This is a genomic window from Pseudomonas sp. PDM05 (assembly GCF_014851685.1).
GTDB lineage: Bacteria > Pseudomonadota > Gammaproteobacteria > Pseudomonadales > Pseudomonadaceae > Aquipseudomonas.
On the sequence record NZ_JACVAC010000003.1, the window covers coordinates 34,233 to 52,324 of the forward strand.

Sequence of the window (18,092 nt, forward strand, 5' to 3'; positions counted from 1 at the left end):
CTCACATCCATTATTTGCGCAACAGGCGCAGGCCATTGAACACCACCAGCAGGCTGACGCCCATGTCGGCAAACACCGCCATCCACATGGTGGCCATGCCCAGGAACGTGACTGCGAGGAAGATCGCCTTGATCACCAGCGCCAGGGCGATGTTCTGCCGCAGGATACTCGAGGTTTGCCGCGACAACCGAATGAATGCGGGAATCTTGCGCAGATCATCGTCCATCAGGGCCACATCGGCCGTCTCGATGGCGGTGTCGGTGCCGGCGGCGGCCATGGCGAAACCGATCTCGGCACGGGCCAGGGCCGGGGCATCGTTGATGCCGTCGCCGACCATGCCGACGCGATGGCCTTGGCCATAGAGGGTTTCGATGGCTTGCAGTTTATCGGTGGGCAGCAGGTCGCCACGGGCCTGATCAATGCCGACCTGGGCGCCAATCGCCTGGGCGGTGTGGGTGTTGTCGCCGGTGAGCATCAGGGTCTTGATGCCCAGCGCGTGCAGTTGCTGGATGGCTTCGCGGCTGCTGTCCTTGACCGTGTCGGCCACGGCAAACAGCGCCAGCGGGCCGGACTTGTCGAGCAACAGCACCACGGACTTGCCTTGTTTTTCCAGGGCGAAGAGTTTTTCTTCCAGCTCCGGCGAGCACAGGCCGAGGTCCTCCACCAGGCGGTGGTTGCCCAGGTGATAGGTTTCGCCGTTGATGTCGCCACGCACACCACGGCCCGCCAGCGCCGCGAAGTTATCCACAGCGTGCAGCGCCAGGTTTTTATCCACAGCCGCATTGGCGATGGCGAGGGACACCGGGTGGTCGGAACGCCCGGCCAAACTCGCGGCTAACGCCGGTGCGCTGGCTTCGACGTTGGGGAACAGCGCCAGGTAATCGGTTTGCACCGGCTTGCCGTGGGTGATGGTGCCGGTCTTGTCGAGGGCCAGGTAGTCGAGTTTGTAGCCGCCCTCCAGGTAGACGCCGCCCTTGATCAGGATGCCTTTGCGCGCCGCCGCCGCGAGGCCGCTGACGATGGTCACGGGCGTGGAGATCACCAGCGCACACGGGCACGCCACCACCAGCAGCACGAGGGCGCGGTAGATCCAGTCGAACCACACGCCGGCCATGAACAGCGGCGGGATCAGGGCTACGCCGAGGGCAAACAGGAATACCGCCGGGGTGTAGACCCTGGAGAAACTGTCGACAAAGCGCTGGGTCGGCGCGCGGGCGCCTTGGGCCTGTTCCACGGCGTGAATGATCCGCGCCAAGGTGGAGTTGTTGGCCGCTGCGGTGACTTTGTATTCCAGAGCGCCGGCCTGGTTGATGGTGCCGGCGAAGACCTTGTCGCCCACGGTCTTTTCAATGGGCAGGCTTTCGCCGGTGATCGGCGCTTGGTCAATGGTCGATTGGCCCGCAGTGACTTCACCGTCCAGGCCGATGCGCTCGCCAGGCTTGACCCGCACGATAGCCCCAAGATCGATGCTTTTGACCTCTTGTTCAGCCCACGAACCGTCGGCCTGCCGCACCGTGGCCTGTTCGGGGGTCATCTGCATCAGGCCGCTGATAGCGTTGCGCGCACGGTCCAGGGATTTGGCTTCGATCAGTTCGGCGACGGTAAACAGGAACATCACCATGGCCGCTTCCGGCCACTGGCCGATCAGGATTGCGCCGGTCACCGCGATGCTCATCAGCGCGTTGATGTTCAGGTTGAGGTTTTTCAGGGCGATCCAGCCCTTTTTGTAGGTGGTAAGGCCGCCGCTGAGGATCGACACCAGCGCCACCAGGGCAATCACCCAGGTCGGCGCGGCGTTAGTGAAGTGCAGCACTTCGGCGCCCAATGCACCGACGCCGGACAATGCCAGCGGCCACCAGTGTTTCTTGGCGGGTGGTGCGGCAGCCGGGGTGCCTTCCTCGATGGGGTCGGCCTGCATGCCGATGGATTTGATCGCGGCGATGATCGGCGCGGTGCTCGGCAGGTCGTGGGTGACGCCGAGGATGCGGTTGATCAGGTTGAATTCCAACTGCTGGATGCCGGCGAGCTTGCCCAGTTTGTTCTGGATCAGCGTCTGCTCGGTGGGGCAATCCATGGCTTCGATGCGGAACGTGCTCAAGCGCGAGCCGGCGGTGGGCGCCTCGTTCAGCGTCACCTTTGCCGCAGCCGGGCTGGCGGAACAGCAGGAATCGCCGTGGCCGTGGTTATGCACAGGCGTGAGTTTATGCTCGCCATGATCATGGTCGTGCTTGTGTTTATGCGGGGTGTGGATGGAATCGCTCATCAGGTCGCGTCCGTAAGGTGCCTGTTGCCAAGTAAAGACCCTGTAGCCACTATAGGGTCAAGCACCCATTTGGAGATTGCCGCGATGAAGATCGGCGAACTGGCGAAACTGACCGACTGCCCCGTCGAAACCATCCGCTATTACGAGAAGGAAGGCCTGCTGCCGCCGCCGGCGCGCACCGAGGCCAATTACCGCGTGTACACCCAGGCGCACACCGAGCGGCTGATCTTTATCCGCAATTGCCGCAGCCTGGACATGACCCTGGAGGAGATCCGCAGCCTGCTGGGCTTGCGCGACAGTCCGCAGGACCAGTGCGAAAGCGTGAACGCGTTGATCGACGAGCATATCCACCATGTGAAAGCGCGGATCGACGGGCTGTTGGCGTTGCAGGAACAGTTGCTGGACCTGCGCCAGCGTTGTGGCGGTGGGGAGCAGTGCGGGATTTTGCAGCGGCTTGAAGTCAGCGGAAGCGTGGCAGCCAGTGAGGCTGAGCCTTCCCATGTGGGCAGAAGCCACGGCCACTAACTCAAGTGAATACGGACTAAATGTGGGAGCGGGCTTGCTCGCGAATGCGGTGTGTCAGCTAACACATCTGCAAGCTGATCCACCGCTTTCGCGAGCAAGCCCGCTCCCACACAAGCTAGATCCCACATTGATCAGATGGCGACATCAGCCTTGATGCTCGGATCGGCGTCGTAACCCACAATCTCGAAATCTTCGAACTTGTAGTCATAGATCGACTCAGGCTTACGCTTGATCACCAACTCCGGCAGCTTCTTCGGCGTACGCGCCAGCTGGGTCTGGATCTGTTCCATATGGTTACTGTACGCATGGGTGTCGCCAGTGGTGACGATGATCTCGTGGGGGATCAGGTCGCACTGCTGCGCCAGCATATGGGTGAGCAGCGCCAGCGCCGCGGTGTTGTACGGCAGGCCGAGGAACACGTCGGAGCTGCGGATATACAACTGCATCGACAGGTGACCGTCATGCACGAAGGCCTGGTACAGCAGGTGGCACGGTGGCAGGGCTTGCTTGCCGTTGCGCGCGTTTTCCTGGGGGCTCAGGGTCTCGTCGGGCAGGTACTCGACGTTCCAACCGTGGAACAGGATGCGGCGGCTGTTGGGGTTGGTCTTGAGCGTATGCACCATGTAGTCGATCTGGTTGATCGTGCCACCGTCCTTGGTCGGCCAGGCGGTCCACTGCTCGCCGTAAACCGGGCCCAGGTCACCGTCTTCGGTGGCCCATTCGTCCCAGATCTTCACGCCGTTTTCATTCAGCCACTTGATGTTGGTGTTGCCGCTCAACATCCAGATCAGTTCGTTGGCGATGCTTTTGAAGTGAAGCTTCTTGGTGGTCAGCAGCGGAAAGCCGTCGGCCAAGTTATGCCGATACTGACGGGCAAACACGGCCTTGGTGCCGGTGCCGGTGCGATCGCCCTTGGTCAATCCATTGGTCACGACGTCGTTCAGTAGTTCGAGATATTGCTTCATTTTTTTACCCGTATCGTTGAAGCCGAGGCAGGGCAACCGCCTCGGCATTCGAATTTAAAGCGCAGTGTTCTTCAGCGGCTGCGGGCGATTGTACGCCCACCACAGCAGGCCCAGGCCGGCGAGGATCATCGGCAGGCTGAGGATCTGACCCATGGTCACCCAGCCCCACGCCAGGTAGCCCAACTGTGCATCCGGCACGCGCACAAATTCGACGATGAACCGGAAGATCCCGTAGAACAACGCGAACATGCCCGACACAGCCATGGTTGGGCGCGGCTTGCGCGAGAACAGGTAGAGAATCAGGAACAGTGCCACGCCTTCCAGCGCAAACTGGTAGAGCTGCGACGGATGGCGCGGCAGTTGCGCCGGGTCGCTGAAGGGCGGGAACACCATCGCCCACGGCACGTCGGTCGGCTTGCCCCAGAGCTCGGCGTTGATGAAGTTGCCGATGCGCCCGGCCCCCAGGCCAATCGGTACCAGCGGCGCGACGAAGTCCATCAGTTCGAAGAACGACTTGCCGTTGCGACGGCCGAACCACCAGGCAGCGATCATCACGCCGACAAACCCACCGTGGAACGCCATGCCGCCCTTCCACACTTCGAAGATCAGCGTCGGATTGGCGATGTACGCCGACAGATCGTAGAACAACACGTAGCCCAGGCGCCCGCCGACGATCACCCCCATCGACAGCCAGAAGACCATGTCGGAGAGTTTCTCCTTGGTCCAGGTCGGGTCGAAACGGTTCAGGCGCCGGGAAGCCAGCAGCCAGGCGCCGCCGATACCGATCAGGTACATCAACCCGTACCAGTGGATTTTCAGCGGACCGATGGCCAGGGCCACCGGGTCGATCTGCGGGTAAGGCAGCATTGCGACTCCTCGTTAAATCATTCGTTATAGCGCCCGGACCATGCCGTGGCGCGATTAAGGCTGCGTTACAGCAAGAAATTCAAACCGACGCAAAACAGCAACCCGGCAAACAGGCGCTTGAGCAAGCGCGGCGACAGTTTGTGCGCCAGGCGCGCGCCGAAACGGGCAAACACCATGCTGGTCAGGGCAATGCCCAACAGCGCCGGCAAATACACGAACCCTAGACTATGAGCGGGCAGCAGCGGGTCATGCCAGCCCAGAATCATGAAACTTAATGCACTGGCCAGGGCAATCGGCAGGCCGCACGCCGATGAGGTGGCCACCGACTGCTGCATCGGCACGCTGCGCCAGGTCAAGAACGGTACGGTCAACGAGCCGCCGCCGATGCCGAAAATCGCCGACGCCCAGCCGATCACCGTGCCGGCCAGGGTCAGGCCGAGTTTGCCCGGCACCGTGCGACTGGCCTTGGGCTTGACCTCCAGGGCCAGTTGCAGCGCGATCACCAAGGCGAACACACCAATGACCTTCTGCAAGTGCGGGCCGGAGATGGCTTCGGCGGTCAGTGCGCCAAAACCGGCGCCGATCAGGATGCCCACGGTCATCCACACAAAGATCGGCCAACGCACCGCGCCACGCCGGTGGTGCTCACGCACGGCGTTGATCGAGGTAAAAATGATGGTCGCCAGGGAGGTGCCCACGGCCAGGTGGGTCAGCACCTGGGGATCGAAGCCCTGCAAGGTGAAGCTGAACACCAGCACTGGCACGATGATGATCCCGCCGCCCACCCCGAACAGCCCGGCCAGCACACCCGCACAGGCGCCCAGCGCCAAATACAGCAAAAATTCCATGGGAGCCCCCAAATCAAGTCCGGCATGTTAACGGATGGAAGGCATGCGACCCAACTGGAGACGATGGAACGCCCGCGCTTGAGTGCGTAGAGTGGCAAAAAACACAAAAGGGATCGCCTGATGTGCCTGATTGTCTTCGCCTGGCGGCCGGGCCATGCCCAGCCACTGATCGTCGCGGCCAACCGTGATGAGTTCTACGCCCGCCCCAGCCTGCCGCTGGCCCAGTGGCCGGATGCACCCGAGGTCTACGCCGGCCGCGATCAAGAGGCCGGCGGCACCTGGCTGGGCGTGAATGCCGACGGGCGGTTTGCCGCCCTGACCAATATCCGCGATCCGCACCAGCCACCGGCGCGCAAGTCCCGCGGGGAACTGGTGGCGCGCTTTCTCAATGGAAACCTGCCGATTGACGACTACTTGGCCGACGTTAACGGCCGTTCGATCGAATATGCCGGGTTTAACCTGCTGCTGGGCACACGGGAGGAGTTGTGGCACTACAACGCCAATCACACCCAGCCGACGCGGTTGCAGGCCGGGGTGTATGGGTTATCCAACGCTGGGCTGGATACGCCGTGGCCCAAGTTGCTCAAGGCCAAGGCGGCGCTGAGTGCGGTGCTGGATGACCCGCAACCCGAGGCGTTGCTGGGGCTTTTGAGTGATCCGCAGACAGCGCCGTTTGCAGACTTGCCCGATACCGGCGTGGGGTTGGCGACGGAGAGTCTGTTATCCAGCGTGTTTATTGCCAGCCCCAGTTATGGGACGCGGGCGAGTACGGCGTTGATTGTGAATGCCGATGGGACTCGGCGGATGGTGGAGCGTAGTTTTGGGCCCCATGGTGGGCGGCTGGGTGAGGTAGAACTCAACGTGTAGTGAGCGGGCTTGCCCCGCGCTGGGTGGCGAAGCCGCCCTAAACCCAGACACCGCGATCTTCCTGAAACACCGCGGCGGCCGGTTTGGGGCGGCTTCGCCACCCAGCGCGGGGCAAGCCCGCTCACTACAAGGGCCATCAGCTGAAGTCAGAGAGTCTTCGCCGAAGCCGGATTGATCATCCGCGTCAGCCCCAGATTCTTCAGCGCCAACTGCAGCGAGCTGTGGATAACTTGCGGGTTGTCGATGGTCATCAATTCCGCCAGCAGCTCCTTGGCCATGCCCAGGTCCACCTGGCGCAGCATCCACTTCACCTTTGGCAGGTTGGTGGCGTTCATCGACAGGCTGTCAAAGCCCATTGCCATCAACAGCACTGCCGCCGCCGGGTCACCGGCCATTTCGCCGCAGATACTCACCGGCTTACCTTCGGCATGGGCGTCGCGCACCACATGTTGCAGGGCTTGCAGCACCGCCGGGTGCAGGTAGTCGTAGAGGTCGGCCACCCGTGGGTTGTTACGGTCCACGGCCAGCAGGTATTGGGTCAGGTCGTTGGAACCCACCGACAGGAAGTCCACCTGCCGCGCCAGTTCCTTGGCCTGGTACACCGCCGCCGGGATTTCGATCATCACGCCAATCGGCGGCATCGGTACGTCGGCGCCTTCGTCGCGCACTTCGCCCCAGGCACGGTGGATCAGGTGCAGCGCCTCTTCCAGCTCATGGGTGCCGGAGATCATCGGCAACAGGATGCGCAGGTTGTTCAGGCCTTCGCTGGCCTTGAGCATGGCGCGGGTCTGGACGAGGAAAATTTCAGGATGGTCGAGCGTGACACGAATCCCACGCCAGCCGAGGAAGGGGTTGTCTTCCTTGATCGGGAAATACGACAGTGACTTGTCGCCGCCAATGTCCAGGCTGCGCATGGTCACCGGCAACGGGTGGAAGGCCTGCAGTTGCTCGCGATAGATCGCCAGCTGCTCCTTCTCGCTCGGGAAACGCTGGTTGATCATGAACGGCACTTCGGTGCGGTACAGCCCCACCCCTTCGGCGCCACGCTGTTGCGCGCGAGCCACATCGGCCAGCAGGCCAGTGTTGACCAGCAGCGGCACGCGATGGCCGTCGGTGGTCACGCACGGCAGTTCGCGCAAGGAATCGAGGCCCAGCGCCAGTTGTTTCTCTTCTTCAACCACCTCGGCGTATTGCTTGCGCAGCACTTCGCCGGGGTTGGTGAACACCTCGCCGCGATGGCCATCGACAATCATGTCGATGCCGTCGACCTTGGCATACGGCAGGTCCACCAGGCCCATCACCGTCGGGATGCCCATGGCCCGGGCCAGGATCGCGACGTGGGAGTTGCCCGAACCGAGTACCGAGACCAGGCCCACCAGCTTGCCTTCCGGCACTTCGCCCAGTTGGGTCGCGGTCAGTTCTTCACTGACCAGGATGGTCTTGTCGGGGAAGACCATATTAGTGGTGCGATCTTCCTGCAGGTACGCCAGCAAACGACGACCGAGGTCGCGTACATCCGAGGCGCGCTCGCGCAGGTAGTCGTCGTCCATCATTTCGAAACGGTTGACGTGATCGGTGACCACCTGGCGCAGCGCGCCCTGGGCCCACTGGCCGGTCTTGATCACGGTCTTGACTTCGTTACCCAGGGACGCGTCGTCGAGCATCATCTGGTACACGTCGAACAGCGCACGCTCTTCGGGGCGCAGCTGGGTGGCCAGCTTGTTCGACAGGTTGCGCATGTCGGCGCGCACGCCTTCGAGGGCGGTCTTGAACAGTTTGATTTCAGCGTCAATGTCGTTGACGGTCTTGTCCGGCACTACATCCAGGTCCGCCGGCGGCAGCATGACCACCGCCGTACCGACCGCCGCGCCCGGCGAACCCGGCACGCCGACGAACTTGGCTTCCTGGATGCCCTTGCCCTCACGGCCCAGGCCGCGAATCGAGCCAGTGGCCTCGGCGTGGGCGATAACCCCGGCGAGCTGCGCGCTCATGGTCACGAGGAAGGCTTCTTCACCTTCGTCGAACTGGCGGCGTTCTTTTTGCTGGATGACCAACACGCCGACGACGCGGCGGTGGTGAATGATCGGCGCGCCGAGGAACGAGGCGTAGCGCTCCTCGCCGGTTTCGGCAAAGTAGCGGTAACGCGGGTGATCAGCCGCGTTTTCGAGGTTCAGGGGTTCTTCACGCGTCCCCACCAGGCCCACCAGACCTTCATTGGGCGCCATGCTGACCTTACCGATGGAGCGCTTGTTCAAGCCCTCGGTGGCCATCAGCACAAAACGGTTGGTCTCGGGGTCCAGCAGGTAAACCGAGCAGACCTGGCTGCCCATGGCTTCCTTGACGCGCAACACAATAATCCCCAACGCCGCCTTGAGATCCTTGGCGGAGTTAACTTCCTGGACGATCTTGCGCAGCGTATTGAGCATGGCTCGGGGTCGAACTCCGTCGTCAGTCGCGCGCTAAAAGGCGCGGGGCAAGCTCTTTGAGAGCGCGACGATAAACCTCGCGCTTGAATGTCACCACCTGGCCCAACGGATACCAATAGCTGACCCAGCGCCAGCCATCGAACTCCGGTTTACCGGTCAAATCCATCCGCACCCGCTGCTCGTTGGAGATCAGGCGCAGGAGAAACCATTTCTGCTTCTGGCCGATACACAGCGGTTGGCTGTGGGTACGCACCAGGCGTTGCGGCAAACGATAACGCAACCAGCCACGGGTACAGGCCAGAATCTGCACATCTTCGCGCTCAAGGCCGACTTCTTCGTTCAACTCACGGTACAAGGCGTCTTCAGGGGTTTCGTCGGGGTTGATTCCACCTTGAGGAAACTGCCAGGCATCTTGGTTGATTCGGCGAGCCCATAGCACCTGTCCGGCATCATTCGTAAGAATAATCCCGACATTAGGACGGAAACCATCGGGGTCGATCACGGCAACAACCTCGCAAACGCATGTCGCCGCATTGTTCCACAAAGGTTGTTGCAGCGGCAACGAGGCTTCTTAGCTTATGTGCACTCTTGTGAAAAGACCGTATTCTGGACGCCTTTTTACAGACATTTCAGCGAGTAACTGCAATGCGCCTGGCTTTATTCGACTTGGACAACACCCTTCTCGGCGGCGACAGCGATCACGCCTGGGGCGATTACCTCTGTGAACGCGGGATTCTCGACCCGATCGCCTACAAGGCCCGCAACGACGAGTTCTACCAGGATTACCTGGCCGGCAAGCTGGACAACGCCGCCTACCTGAACTTCAGCCTGGAAATCCTCGGCCGTACCGAGATGGCCCAACTCGACGAGTGGCACCGCGATTTCATGCGCGACTGCGTCGAGCCACTGATGCTGCCCAGCGCCGTGGAACTGCTGGCCAAGCACCGCGCCGCCGGCGACACACTGGTGATCATCACCGCCACCAACCGTTTCGTCACCGCGCCGATTGCCGCACGCCTGGGCGTGGAAACCCTGATTGCCACCGAATGCGAGATGGAAGATGGCCGCTACACCGGGCGCAGCACTGACGTGCCGTGCTTCCGGGAAGGCAAGGTGACGCGCTTGAATCGGTGGTTGGAAGAAACCGGATTCAGCCTGGAAGGCAGCTATTTCTATAGCGATTCGATGAATGACCTGCCGTTGCTGGAGCAAGTGACGCACGCGGTGGCGGTGGATCCGGACCCGAATTTGCGGGCTGAGGCCGAAAAGCGCGGGTGGCCGGTGATTACATTGCGCAGCTGATGGCCTCTTCGCGAGCAAGCCCGCTCCCACATTTTGACCGTATTCTCATGTTGGAACTCGGTCGAGTGTGGGAGCGGGCTTGCTCGCGAATGCAGGCGACTCGATCTTGCGCCTTAAACCGGCTTAGCGCCCATGAGCCCCGCAATCGCCACGAACCCCACCAGGCTGACCACCGCCAGCACCAGGGTGAAATTCAGGCTGCCGCCCTCGCCTTTACGCAGGCGATTAAGCCGCGCCACCAGCCAGAACCAGGCCAGCGCCGCTACGGTATAGAGGATGCTGGAGCCCAGGAGCCAGGTCTGCCCCAGCGGCCAGCCGACCAAATGCACCAGCCACCAGCCGGTGAACGGCATGCTGACCACGCAGATCCCCATCAGCAACCAGACGAAGGCCCACGGCCGCTGCACGGTAACCGCCGGGCCGGCACTGCGTTTGCGCCAGGCCAACAGCGCCAGGCCGAGGCCGCTGAGCAGCAGCAACACGGTGGCCGCGATGTGGATAACTTTCAGGGTGATCAGGGTTTGCATATCTCGAATCTCTCAAAGGCCGCCCCAATCAGCGTAGTCGCTCAACCGAGGAACAGTTTGTAGGCCGGGTTATCGCTTTCATCCCAGTACGGGTAGCCGATGGCTTCCAGGGCTGCCGGTACCAGGTGACGCTCGTTCGCCGGCACTTGCAGGCCTGCGACCACACGGCCGTCAGCTGCGCCGTGGTTGCGATAGTGGAACATCGAGATGTTCCAGCGCCCGCCTAATTTGTTAAGAAAGTTGAACAAGGCTCCCGGGCGCTCCGGGAATTCGAAGCGAAACACCACTTCATTGCTGACGTGCGCCGCATGCCCGCCGACCATATGGCGGATGTGCAACTTGGCCAGTTCGTTCTCGGTCAGGTCCAGCACCGGGAAACCCTGGCCGGTAAGGCTGGCGATCAAGGCACTGCGCGGGTCGTTTTCCGGGTGGGTCTGCACACCGACAAAGATGTGCGCCTCGCTGCCAGAGTGGAAGCGGTAGTTGAATTCAGTGATCTGGCGCTTGCCCACGGCCTCGCAGAACGCCTTGAAGCTGCCCGGCTTCTCGGGGATGGTCACGGCGATAATCGCTTCACGGCCTTCGCCCAGCTCGGCGCGCTCGGCTACGTGGCGCAGGCGGTCGAAGTTGACGTTGGCACCGGAGTCGATGGCCACCAGGGTTTGCCCGGTGACGCCACGGGTCTCGACGTACTTCTTGATGCCCGCCACACCCAGCGCGCCTGCCGGCTCGGTGATGGAACGGGTGTCGTCGTAGATATCCTTGATCGCCGCACAGATTTCATCGGTGCTCACGGTGATCACTTCATCCACATAGTCCTTGCAGATGTCGAAGGTGTGCTGGCCGATCTGCGCCACCGCCACGCCATCGGCAAATAGCCCGACGGTCGGCAGTACCACGCGCTCACCTGCGGCCAGCGCGGCTTGCAGGCAGTTGGAATCGTCCGGTTCGACGCCGATGACCTTGATGTCCGGCCGCAGGTATTTCACGTACGCCGCGATACCGGCGATCAGCCCGCCGCCGCCCACGGGTACGAAGATCGCGTCCAACGGCCCCGGGTGCTGGCGCAGGATTTCCATCGCCACGGTGCCCTGCCCGGCAATGGTGTGCGGATCATCGTAGGGGTGAATGTAGACGTAGCCCTTTTCGTCGACCAGTTTCAGCGAGTAGGCCAGGGCTTCCGGGAAGGAATCACCGTGCAACACCACCTTGCCACCACGGGAGCGCACACCTTCAACCTTGATCTCGGGGGTGGTCTTGGGCATCACGATGGTGGCCTTGACCCCCAGCACCTTGGCGGCCAGGGCCAGGCCCTGGGCATGGTTGCCCGCCGAGGCCGTGACCACACCGCGGGCACGCTCCTCGCTGCTCAATTGGGTCAGCTTGTTGTAGGCGCCGCGAATCTTGAACGAGAACACCGGCTGCAAGTCTTCACGCTTGAGCCAGACCTTGTTGCCCAGCCGCTCGGAGAGCTGGCGGGCGGTCTGCAGCGGGGTTTCTACGGCAACGTCGTAGACGCGCGAGGTGAGGATCTTTTTGACGTACTGTTCAAGCATCGGCGGGCATCTACTTTCACGGTTTGGCAGGGCCAAGGAGTCTAACCCGGCTTTTGGCCGGGCGACCACACGAATCCAGAGGTTTTGTTGGGTTATACTCGCGCCCCTCGATAACTCCCCCGCCCGTTCCGGAGCCCGCATGACCCAGGATCAACTCAAACAGGCAGTGGCCCAGGCCGCTGTCGATTTAATCCTTCCCAAACTCGACGACAAGAGCATCGTCGGTGTCGGCACCGGCTCCACCGCCAACTGCTTTATCGATGCGCTGGCCCAGCACAAGGGCGCATTCGACGGCGCCGTGGCCAGCTCCGAAGCCACCGCTGCACGCCTCAAGGGCCATGGCATTCCGGTGTACGAGCTCAACACCGTGAGCGACCTGGAGTTCTACGTCGACGGCGCCGATGAAAGCGACGCGCACCTGAACCTGATCAAAGGCGGCGGCGCAGCCCTGACCCGCGAGAAGATCGTCGCGGCCGTGGCCAAGACCTTCATCTGCATCGCCGACGCCAGTAAGCTGGTACCGGTGCTCGGCGCGTTCCCGCTGCCGGTGGAAGTGATCCCGATGGCCCGCAGCCACGTGGCCCGCGAGCTGGTAAAACTGGGCGGCGACCCGGTTTACCGTGAGGGCGTGTTGACCGATAACGGCAACATCATCCTGGATGTGTTCAATATGCAGATCACCAACCCGGTGGAGCTGGAAACCCAGATCAATGCCATCGTCGGCGTGGTCACCAATGGTTTGTTCGCTGCGCGCCCGGCTGATGTACTGCTGCTGGGCACCGCTGAAGGTGTGAAAACCCTCAAGGCCTAAGGCTTACTGCCTCGCTTTATGTGGGAGCCAGCTCCCACATTTGATCCCCTCGCTCAAAGCACCCATGTAACAAAAACGCTACTTTTCGCCGCCCCCCTCGCCAAAATCGTGCGCCACGTCACGACACTCAACACCGCCGCTGGTATCAAATCCGTTACAAATTACAGCCAGGCGACTCGCCCGTTTAACAATGCGCCAAATCACAATCGCCCAGGGAATGAGGCGCACATTGTGCAAAGGGTCTCGGCCTGAACATCCCCATCACCTCAAGGAAGACCTTGTGATAAAGCCCCTAGCCCTTGCTATCAGCGCGGCCTGCGCCCTGCTGCCGACCCACCTCCTGGCCTACGACTACGGCGAGCACGCCAACACCACCCTGGAAAAACTGATCAACGACTACCCCGGCCGTTATCGCGGCACGGCCAACTTCGCCGGGGCCGCCGATTGGATGCAGAGCCAGATGGGCACGGCCTACAGCATCAGCCGCCAGGACTTCACCTGGAACAGCGGCAGTCGCGCGTCGCAAAACGTGGTGGCCTACGCCGCCGGCACCAAACCGCAGTACGTGGTGATTGGCGCACACTTCGACACCTTCTTCGGCCGCCCGACCCTGCAAGGCCTGGACGACAACGGCTCCGGCGCCAGCGTGCTGACGGAAGTGGCGAAGAACCTTGGCGGCCTGCAACTGGAAAACGGCTTGCAGATCGTCGGCTTTGGCGCCGAAGAGGAAGGCCTGCGCGGTTCGCGGGCGTTTGTTGCGTCGCTGAGTGCCAGCCAGCGCGCGAACATGCTGGCGATGATCAACCTCGACAGCCTGATCACCGGCGACATGATGTACGCCCACGCCGGCCAGAACAGCACCGCCAACCCGGCCTTGGCGTCGTTGCGCGAGCACACCTTTGAGATCGCCAAGGAATTGAACATCCCGCTGTTCACCAACCCCGGCCTGGACCCGCAATACCCCAAAGGCACCGGCTGCTGCAGCGATGGCGAGCCCTTCGAGCCGCTGAACATCCCGATTCTGTATATAGAAGCCACCAACTGGGAACTGGGCGACCTCGACGGTTACACCCAGACCGACAACCCGAAGATCCCCGGTGGCTCGACCTGGCACGACCCCGCCGAAGACAACAAGGCCGTGCTCACCGACGCCTTCGGCCAGGCGCGCATCGATCAACGCCTGCGCGACTATTCGCGCCTGCTCAGCCGCCTCGTGCTGGAGTTGACCAACGCCGACCTGATGGCCTCCACCGCCTCGGGCGGCGCCGTTGCACGCAATATGCAAGACAACCTGCAACGCCAGCACCAGGCCATGGTGCGCCTGCATGACCGGCGCTGGCTGACCTTGCAGTCGGCCAGCCGCGAGGTTGGCAGCTTTGATGGCGAGATCGGCGTGGACGGCGAATACAACCCGGACAGCGGCTTCGATACTGCCCCCAACCCCGAAGCGCGACGCGTGGGCCTGCATGCGCTGGGCGACTATCAACTGACCCCGAGCCTGAACATCGGCGCCAGCCTAAGCTACCTCAACGGCCGTGACACGCTTGAGCACCGTGGCAAACTCGACAGCGACACTTGGCAAGCCGCGGCCTATGCGCTGCTCAACGATGGCGGGCCGAGCTGGCTGGCCGGCGACCTGAGCATCGGCCACAGCCGCTTCGAGTCCAAGCGCAACCTGCTGATCCAGGCGAATGGCGGACCGATCCTGCTCAACCAGCAATTGACCGGCAACACCGACGCCCTGACCCTGGGCGCGCGCGTGCTGGGTGGCTATGACTTTGACTTCGGCGCCATCAAGAGCGGGCCTTTTGCAGGCCTGGACTACAGCCACTCGCGTATCGATAAATTCCGCGAAAAGCAGGACCTGCGCACGGCCCTGACCTACGAGGAACAGTCTTTCGACTCCCTGGAAGCCAGCCTCGGCTGGCGCGTGCGAGGCGCTGTCGCCCTGCCCTACGGCCTCAACCTGCTGCCTTACGGCGACGTCGCTTGGGTCAAGGAGATGGCTGACGGCCGCCTGGACGACCTGCAACTGACCGCCCGCGCCGACGGCCAGGCGCGCACCGCCAAGCTGGGTTCAGCGGACAAGAGCTTTGGTCGCGCGCAAGTCGGCAGCCAATTGGCGATCACCCCGCAGTTGGGAGTATTTGCCGAGGTCAATGGCCGCCTGGGCCACAGCGAAGGCAGCCAGACCGGCTACTCGCTGGGGGTACAATGGATGTTCTGATCAGGGCTTCTTGAACACGTAGAACAGGTTGGGCTCACTGGTCAGGTACAACGTACCGTCATCGTCCATGGCAATCCCTTCGGCCTGAGGCACGCGTTTTTTCAGGCCATGGCGCCCGTTGAGCAGCGACAAACTGCTCAACGGGCGACCGTCGACATCCAGCTCCAACACCAGAAACGACTCATCCGACAGCGCCAGCAAATGGCCGCTGCGCTCATCGTATTGCAGGCTCGACAGGTCACGCACAAACAGCCCGGCATCGCGCTTGGGGTTGTTGATCACATGCACCGAGTAGGTTTTTTCCGGCTTGAAATGGGGAAAGCCGTGAATCTCGTAGATCAGCATCGGGTCGCGCTCCTTGGCCACGAACAGACGCTTGCCCAGCGAGTCATAGGCCAGCCCTTCAAAGCCCTTGTTGCCACCCATGTGCAGGCCCAGGACCATTTGCTCGGCGTCGGCGGCATCGAGAAACTGCGTGTCGTCATCCACATGCACCTTGATCAGCCGCTGCTGGCGCTCGTCGCTGATGACGTAGATGCTCTCGCTGATGAATTCCACCGCCTCGGCATCCCCAAACCCCACCAGGGGGATGCGCCGCAGGATCTTGCCTTCCAGCGACAGTTCGATCAGCTCGGGGTTTCTATTGGTGACGGTAAACAGGCTCTTGCGCACCGGGTCGTAAGTCAGGGCCGACACATCACTGTCCAGGCCTTCGATGACCTGGGCCTCAAGGGTCACACGGTAATCGGCCAGGCCGATGGAATGCTCATTGGCCGGCTGGCGCCACGCCAGGAAGTTGAACCAGCCACGCTCGAACAGGCGAAATTCTTGCGCAACCACTGCAGCGCTGATCAGGGCGATCAGCGCAAGTAGCAGGAGGATGGGTGTGGGGCGGACAAGTCGGCGCATCGGGCGGGCTCAAAGTCAAAGGTGGCGCATGAATATCACGCCCGTCTGAATTTAAACTTAAACGCGCCCTGGTGTCTGGCGGATGCCGTTCTTAGAGAACTATCCGACGTAACCGAGGTGTTATTTGTGCTTTTCGAAGCGATAGAACAGGTTCGGCTCGCTGACCATGTACAGGTTGCCGTCCTCGTCCATGGTCACCCCTTCCGCACGTGGAATGGTGTCCTTGAGCCCATTGAAACCGCCAAGCAGGGTCATGAAGCTGACTTGCTCGCCCTTTTCATCCAGCTCCAGCAGCAGGTGGGAATCGGCCGAAAGCACCAGCCAGTGACCGGTGCGTGGGTCCACGGCCAGGGCCGAGAGGTTGCGCATGTCCAATTCGGTGCTGCTCAGTTTTTGCTTGTCACCAGCCAGGGTCTGGCTGCCGTCGCTTTTCCAGGTGAACAGCGCAGGCGGGCGTTCTTCGCCAAGGATGATCTGCTGGTTGCGCTTGTCCCAGGTGACGCCCTCAAAGGCTTTGTTCTGGTTCTTCGACGGGCCCAGGTCGTAGCTGTGGAAGTCGGCCTTGTTCAGCTGGGTCGTGCCGGCGTCGACCTTGACGATGGTCAAGGTGTGGTCACGCTCGTCGACCACGGCCAACAGGTCGTTTTCCAGCACCGTCACGCCTTCCGGGTTGCTCCAGCCGTTGAGTGGCATCTTGCGCAGCACATCACCTTGCAGGGTCAGCTCAACCAGGAACGGGTTTTTGCCCATGACGGAAAACAGGGTTTTGGTGCGGGGGTTGTAGGAGACGTCCGAAGCCTCATCCTTCTCCATGCCTGGCAAAACTTTGCCATCGATCACCACCTGATAATCCGGCAGCCACACGCTCTGCTGGCGTTCGGCAGGGTTTTCGAAGCGTTCCTTGACCCACAGCATGCCGCGATCATCCCAGTGCATCGCCCAGGCGAGGCCATAGGTAATCACGCCGACCAATAGCAGCCAGGAATACCAGCGCAGGGCAAAACGCGAACGCGGCTTGGAGGTACTGCTGGGCAGGGTAACGGCCATGGGGGCGCTTTTTCCGGAAAGTCAGCGTTAGGTGATAGCACAGGATCTAGAAGCCCGCGCGCAAGACGCTGAGGATTATCCGGATGGCGTGTGAAAAAAATGCAAAGAGCTGGATTTTGCGGGCACACACAAAACCAATGTGGGAATGGGTTTGTGTGGGAGCGGGCTTGCTCGCGAAAGCGGTGTGTCAGTCAAAGATGTTCCAACTGAACCACCGTATTCGCGAGCAAGCCCGCTCCCACATTTTTAATCGCGTTTCGCCAGTACCTAGCGAACCACGCTTTCGAAGCGATTCACACCCGACAACTCCAGCACCAGCTCATCGCCCACATTCAGCGGGCCCACGCCTGCCGGGGTGCCGGTGAGGATCACGTCGCCAGCCTGCAGCGAGAAGCAGCCCGCCATGTACTGGATCATCGGCACGATCGGGTTGAGCATGATCGCGCTGTTGCCGTCCTGGCGCACTTCGCCATTGATGGTCAGGCGGATGCCGATGTCGGCTAGGTCAGGGAAGGTGCTGCTCACCACGAACGGCGCGATCACTGCCGCGCCGTCGAAGGACTTGGCGATTTCCCACGGCAGGCCCTTGGCTTTCAGCTCGGCCTGCTTGTCGCGCAGGGTCAGGTCCAGCGCCGGGGCGAAACCCGAGATCGCGTCCAGTACTTCTTCGCGGCTGGGCTTGGTCGACAGTGGTTTGCCGATCAACACTGCGATTTCCGCTTCGTAGTGCACCGAACCGCGTTCGGTAGGGATGGCAAAACCCCCTTCCAACGCCACCACGCAGCTGCCTGGCTTGATGAACAGCAACGGCTCGGTTGGCACCGGATTATCCAGTTCCTTGGCATGTTCGGCGTAGTTACGCCCAATGCACACCACTTTCCCTACCGGAAAGTGGATGTTGGTGCCGTCGACATACTTGTGCTGGTAGCTCATGGAACGACTCCTTCAGGGC

At 61.8% G+C, this 18,092-nt stretch carries 16 protein-coding genes; 5 read left to right on the forward strand and 11 right to left on the reverse strand.

The annotated features are described in order from the left end of the window. Positions 1-10: 10 nt before the first annotated feature. Positions 11-2,263 carry a heavy metal translocating P-type ATPase gene (locus tag IB241_RS07725; protein ID WP_192297873.1) on the reverse strand — a complete coding sequence of 751 codons (2,253 nt, stop codon included), beginning with the start codon at positions 2,261-2,263 and terminating at the stop codon, positions 11-13. An 84-nt stretch (positions 2,264-2,347) separates the two neighbouring features. Here IB241_RS07725 and cadR point away from each other — a divergent pair, with 84 nt between their 5' ends. Continuing rightward, a complete protein-coding gene (gene cadR / locus IB241_RS07730; RefSeq protein WP_192297874.1) occupies positions 2,348-2,788 on the forward strand; it encodes a Cd(II)/Pb(II)-responsive transcriptional regulator in 441 nt (146 codons plus the stop codon). A gap of 131 nt (positions 2,789-2,919) precedes the next feature. Here cadR and IB241_RS07735 read toward each other — a convergent pair whose 3' ends face one another. The 3 genes from IB241_RS07735 to IB241_RS07745 all read right to left on the reverse strand — a co-directional run bounded on the left by IB241_RS07735 (position 2,920) and on the right by IB241_RS07745 (position 5,468). Further along, positions 2,920-3,753, reverse strand: a complete 834-nt coding sequence (locus tag IB241_RS07735) for a thymidylate synthase (protein WP_192297875.1) — start codon at positions 3,751-3,753, stop codon at positions 2,920-2,922. A 54-nt stretch (positions 3,754-3,807) separates the two neighbouring features. After that, positions 3,808-4,620 carry a prolipoprotein diacylglyceryl transferase gene (gene lgt, locus IB241_RS07740; protein ID WP_192297876.1) on the reverse strand — a complete coding sequence of 271 codons (813 nt, stop codon included), beginning with the start codon at positions 4,618-4,620 and terminating at the stop codon, positions 3,808-3,810. Between the two features lie 65 nt (positions 4,621-4,685). Continuing rightward, a complete protein-coding gene (locus IB241_RS07745) occupies positions 4,686-5,468 on the reverse strand; it encodes a sulfite exporter TauE/SafE family protein (RefSeq protein WP_192297877.1) in 783 nt (260 codons plus the stop codon). A 120-nt stretch (positions 5,469-5,588) separates the two neighbouring features. On the opposite strand from IB241_RS07745, the gene IB241_RS07750 reads away from it, so the two are divergent. Then, complete coding sequence (locus IB241_RS07750; protein WP_192297878.1) at positions 5,589-6,335, forward strand: NRDE family protein; 747 nt, start codon at positions 5,589-5,591, stop codon at positions 6,333-6,335. 146 nt (positions 6,336-6,481) lie between these two features. Here IB241_RS07750 and ptsP read toward each other — a convergent pair whose 3' ends face one another. Together ptsP and IB241_RS07760 are read right to left on the reverse strand one after the other, a co-directional pair. After that, a complete protein-coding gene (gene ptsP, locus IB241_RS07755) occupies positions 6,482-8,761 on the reverse strand; it encodes a phosphoenolpyruvate--protein phosphotransferase (protein ID WP_192297879.1) in 2,280 nt (759 codons plus the stop codon). 22 nt (positions 8,762-8,783) lie between these two features. Further along, the gene (locus IB241_RS07760; protein ID WP_003176750.1) at positions 8,784-9,263 is read right to left on the reverse strand and encodes an RNA pyrophosphohydrolase; all 480 of its coding nucleotides are present in this window, start codon (positions 9,261-9,263) and stop codon (positions 8,784-8,786) included. A 143-nt stretch (positions 9,264-9,406) separates the two neighbouring features. Here IB241_RS07760 and IB241_RS07765 point away from each other — a divergent pair, with 143 nt between their 5' ends. After that, positions 9,407-10,063 carry an HAD family hydrolase gene (locus IB241_RS07765; protein WP_192297880.1) on the forward strand — a complete coding sequence of 219 codons (657 nt, stop codon included), beginning with the start codon at positions 9,407-9,409 and terminating at the stop codon, positions 10,061-10,063. 113 nt (positions 10,064-10,176) lie between these two features. Here IB241_RS07765 and IB241_RS07770 read toward each other — a convergent pair whose 3' ends face one another. Together IB241_RS07770 and ilvA are read right to left on the reverse strand one after the other, a co-directional pair. Further along, a complete protein-coding gene (locus IB241_RS07770; RefSeq protein WP_192297881.1) occupies positions 10,177-10,590 on the reverse strand; it encodes a DUF2269 family protein in 414 nt (137 codons plus the stop codon). Positions 10,591-10,631: 41 nt separating this feature from the next. Beyond that, the gene (gene ilvA / locus IB241_RS07775) at positions 10,632-12,146 is read right to left on the reverse strand and encodes a threonine ammonia-lyase, biosynthetic (protein ID WP_192297882.1); all 1,515 of its coding nucleotides are present in this window, start codon (positions 12,144-12,146) and stop codon (positions 10,632-10,634) included. Between the two features lie 139 nt (positions 12,147-12,285). Here ilvA and rpiA point away from each other — a divergent pair, with 139 nt between their 5' ends. Next, the gene (gene rpiA / locus IB241_RS07780; RefSeq protein ID WP_017736692.1) at positions 12,286-12,957 is read left to right on the forward strand and encodes a ribose-5-phosphate isomerase RpiA; all 672 of its coding nucleotides are present in this window, start codon (positions 12,286-12,288) and stop codon (positions 12,955-12,957) included. Between the two features lie 280 nt (positions 12,958-13,237). Then, positions 13,238-15,184, forward strand: a complete 1,947-nt coding sequence (locus IB241_RS07785) for an autotransporter domain-containing protein (RefSeq protein WP_192297883.1) — start codon at positions 13,238-13,240, stop codon at positions 15,182-15,184. On the opposite strand, the gene IB241_RS07790 is transcribed toward IB241_RS07785, so the two are convergent. From IB241_RS07790 to IB241_RS07800, 3 genes are all read right to left on the reverse strand, one after another. After that, positions 15,185-16,093 carry an SdiA-regulated domain-containing protein gene (locus IB241_RS07790; RefSeq protein WP_192297884.1) on the reverse strand — a complete coding sequence of 303 codons (909 nt, stop codon included), beginning with the start codon at positions 16,091-16,093 and terminating at the stop codon, positions 15,185-15,187. It lies immediately after the preceding gene. Positions 16,094-16,213: 120 nt separating this feature from the next. Next, positions 16,214-17,140: an SdiA-regulated domain-containing protein gene (locus IB241_RS07795; RefSeq protein ID WP_192297885.1), complete on the reverse strand. Its 927-nt coding sequence runs from the start codon at positions 17,138-17,140 to the stop codon at positions 16,214-16,216. A gap of 267 nt (positions 17,141-17,407) precedes the next feature. After that, positions 17,408-18,073, reverse strand: a complete 666-nt coding sequence (locus IB241_RS07800) for a fumarylacetoacetate hydrolase family protein (RefSeq protein ID WP_192297886.1) — start codon at positions 18,071-18,073, stop codon at positions 17,408-17,410. Positions 18,074-18,092 lie beyond the last annotated feature (19 nt).

Coding starts and splice junctions, on each gene's coding strand:
- IB241_RS07725 (WP_192297873.1), bottom strand. CDS start 2,263: ATGAGCGATTCCATCCACACCCCGCATAAACACAAGCACGACCATGAT.
- cadR (WP_192297874.1), top strand. CDS start 2,348: ATGAAGATCGGCGAACTGGCGAAACTGACCGACTGCCCCGTCGAAACC.
- IB241_RS07735 (WP_192297875.1), bottom strand. CDS start 3,753: ATGAAGCAATATCTCGAACTACTGAACGACGTCGTGACCAATGGATTG.
- lgt (WP_192297876.1), bottom strand. CDS start 4,620: ATGCTGCCTTACCCGCAGATCGACCCGGTGGCCCTGGCCATCGGTCCG.
- IB241_RS07745 (WP_192297877.1), bottom strand. CDS start 5,468: ATGGAATTTTTGCTGTATTTGGCGCTGGGCGCCTGTGCGGGTGTGCTG.
- IB241_RS07750 (WP_192297878.1), top strand. CDS start 5,589: ATGTGCCTGATTGTCTTCGCCTGGCGGCCGGGCCATGCCCAGCCACTG.
- ptsP (WP_192297879.1), bottom strand. CDS start 8,761: ATGCTCAATACGCTGCGCAAGATCGTCCAGGAAGTTAACTCCGCCAAG.
- IB241_RS07765 (WP_192297880.1), top strand. CDS start 9,407: ATGCGCCTGGCTTTATTCGACTTGGACAACACCCTTCTCGGCGGCGAC.
- IB241_RS07770 (WP_192297881.1), bottom strand. CDS start 10,590: ATGCAAACCCTGATCACCCTGAAAGTTATCCACATCGCGGCCACCGTG.
- ilvA (WP_192297882.1), bottom strand. CDS start 12,146: ATGCTTGAACAGTACGTCAAAAAGATCCTCACCTCGCGCGTCTACGAC.
- rpiA (WP_017736692.1), top strand. CDS start 12,286: ATGACCCAGGATCAACTCAAACAGGCAGTGGCCCAGGCCGCTGTCGAT.
- IB241_RS07790 (WP_192297884.1), bottom strand. CDS start 16,093: ATGCGCCGACTTGTCCGCCCCACACCCATCCTCCTGCTACTTGCGCTG.
- IB241_RS07795 (WP_192297885.1), bottom strand. CDS start 17,140: ATGGCCGTTACCCTGCCCAGCAGTACCTCCAAGCCGCGTTCGCGTTTT.
- IB241_RS07800 (WP_192297886.1), bottom strand. CDS start 18,073: ATGAGCTACCAGCACAAGTATGTCGACGGCACCAACATCCACTTTCCG.